Genomic DNA, 2,407 nt, shown 5'->3' with positions numbered 1-2,407 from the left:
TAATATACATTATGCGCAATTAAGTATATGGACGATTAGGGAGCTGATGTCACTCTATTCGGTTGGTTTGTTGGCTGTGATTGCTTACAGACTTTTAGTTATAACTGTCTTGTACGGCTCAGCATCACGCTGAGGCGTACAAGAACAGTTAAACAGTTTATGTGGTTTGGGATTACTTTAGTGTTCGCATTGCTGAATTAAATACCTGCTTATAGTTTGTTTCTAAGTAATTCGCTAACGCCTGCTTAATTCCGTAATCGCTGTCTTCATCTGGTGTCAGTTCTGCTAGATAACGTACCGCTTGGATTGATTTTTCAAGCTCCATTAAGTCACGGATTAATTGATGTGATTTGTTTTTTCTAGACATGATTTTTAAGTCCTTTAAACGATCTGTATTTAATTTCAGTTAGCATTTAACGATGTAAATTCCTAAGCTGGTTATGTGAACTTTCCAAGGACTAGAAACAATTTCACCTGTGCTTTTCAGCAATATTCCTCCGCCTTTAGCTCGACGTGGTTTGTCGTCGATAGTTGCAATTTCTTTTACCCATGTTGGCATTAACCACCAACAACGTTCATTTTTAGCGGCATCAGATAAACCGCCACAGCCCATGATTCGACAGCCCTTTGGGAATGCGTCTGCATCGTCTTTTGACAGGTATTTAGCCAAGTAAGCAATGGGACGCTTAACCCATTCAATACGCGTCATGCCATGTGGCCACCAACCTTGCTTATCTGGTTTAGGCAACGTAATGCCCCGTGGAAGCCATAAAACAACGTGGTAGTGCACTGCCCCACGCTTTTGTAGCTCAGCAACCCACACATAGCGCACAGCAATTTTTCTACGCTTACACCATTGCCTTACAAGCCTTAGGAAGTAACTCACATCATCAGGACGCCAATCATCAACGTTTCTGTACGTCAACGTCACCATGGCGCGACGATAGCGCGTCTTGGTTTGCTGTAAGTCTTCTTCGTGAAGTCTGGCCGCTGTGAGCGTGCCGTGCTTCATTCTTCTAAGGCGAGTTTGTAAACGGTCAACCTTGTGTATTTCGGTTGGCGTTCCACTTGTTGATAAAGAGATAAACCCAGGCGCAGTTCGCTTGGTAATTTGGCTATCGAGGTCGTTTTGGGGTGTTTTTTCGTCAATTTCTAAGTTCGTGCTAAACTTTTCGCATGAAATATTTTCATGCGAACGGTATGCTAGACGAGCCGATTCACTGACAGAATCAGTTTGTGTTAGTAACATTGCCGTGTTACTCCTTTTGCTAGGTCTGTAACAACGCGCATAGAGAGTTGCCGCTCTCTAGACGCATCCCAGAAGCCTGACTTTGCCGAGTCGGGCTTCTTACTTTCTGGCTACTTAAAGCCAACGTCCACAAACATACTTCACATCACTTGCTTAGAACAGCAAAAAAAGCGCAAATAAAAAAGACCAATTAATTTAATTAATACAATGGTTTATTAGAATATTAGAACCTTAGAATACGAGAATATTAGAATGCGAGAATCTAAGGTAAGAAATCGGTCAAAATGACAGTAGAGTGGACTGTTATAGTAAGTCCACTTTTAGGTGTTTTACCGTGGGAAACCACGGTAAAGTTTGCGTGTCACAGAACTCGCAAACTAAAAAGCAAAAAGTACGGGATACCATACTAAAGTTCGGGTGTCACAGAACCCCGAACTAAAAAGCCTTGTCGCTTCGCTCCGGTTTAGCAGGAAAGGAAAAGCTAAACGCTTTCCCTGAAAGTGAATGCGTTCCAAAGGAACGCGCTGTCTCCGCTCCGTCGATGTTTACCATGCAAGCATGGAAAACATGGTCGCTGCATGTCCTTTGGACATTAAAAAGCCCTCTAGATAGAGGGCTTTGATTTACTTCTTATTTTGAAAATAAACTTCGAACGTCTTACAAACTCTACTAACTAAAAAGTAAGTTATTACTAAATAAACCACTAGAGGTTCAACAGTCATCATTCTTTCTATAAATTCAAATGTTGTATTATTCATTGTATTTCATCAGTTAACTTGATGATTAACGCTTGAATAACTAGCTTTCTTGCTTAGATTCATTTGCAGAGCTTGCGATACAAAGAATCGTCCATGTTTTGCTGTATTATACCGTAAAAAAGCAGTGTGGCTGCTCTATTTTCATACAGGCATGATGAAATGAATAAACCAGTAACTTTGACCACTGAACAACAGCTACTTTTGGTACGTATGCCGTGCAGACTACGTGGTACCTATATCACATGGTTACTTGGTTTTGATCCATATTTCCTCATGAGTCGCGAAACGTACTACCGTCATGCTGAAGAATTGGCAACAAAATACGGTATTGAGATACGCAAAAAAAGCCCGTATTATCAGTCAGATAGGCAGACTATTTAATATACATTATGCGCAATTA

3 protein-coding genes are annotated in these 2,407 nt (G+C 41.0%); 1 reads left to right on the top strand and 2 read right to left on the bottom strand.

The genetic code is table 11. The features are described from left to right. Positions 1-172: 172 nt before the first annotated feature. Both LHL20_RS20750 and LHL20_RS20745 read right to left on the bottom strand, forming a co-directional pair. Complete coding sequence (locus LHL20_RS20750) at positions 173-367, bottom strand: hypothetical protein (protein ID WP_226434662.1); 195 nt, start codon at positions 365-367, stop codon at positions 173-175. Positions 368-406: 39 nt separating this feature from the next. Continuing rightward, positions 407-1,249, bottom strand: coding sequence for a rolling circle replication-associated protein (locus tag LHL20_RS20745; RefSeq protein ID WP_226434661.1), 843 nt, complete (start codon positions 1,247-1,249; stop codon positions 407-409). 917 nt (positions 1,250-2,166) lie between these two features. Between LHL20_RS20745 and LHL20_RS20740 the strand changes: the two genes are divergently transcribed. After that, the gene (locus tag LHL20_RS20740) at positions 2,167-2,388 is read left to right on the top strand and encodes a hypothetical protein (protein WP_226434660.1); all 222 of its coding nucleotides are present in this window, start codon (positions 2,167-2,169) and stop codon (positions 2,386-2,388) included. The last annotated feature ends 19 nt before the right edge of the window (positions 2,389-2,407 follow it).

This window comes from Alteromonas sp. McT4-15 (genome assembly GCF_020515205.1).
GTDB lineage: Bacteria > Pseudomonadota > Gammaproteobacteria > Enterobacterales > Alteromonadaceae > Alteromonas.
This window is presented reverse-complemented; position numbering and strand designations above follow the sequence as displayed.

Coding starts and splice junctions, on each gene's coding strand:
- LHL20_RS20750 (WP_226434662.1), bottom strand. CDS start 367: ATGTCTAGAAAAAACAAATCACATCAATTAATCCGTGACTTAATGGAG.
- LHL20_RS20745 (WP_226434661.1), bottom strand. CDS start 1,249: ATGTTACTAACACAAACTGATTCTGTCAGTGAATCGGCTCGTCTAGCA.
- LHL20_RS20740 (WP_226434660.1), top strand. CDS start 2,167: ATGAATAAACCAGTAACTTTGACCACTGAACAACAGCTACTTTTGGTA.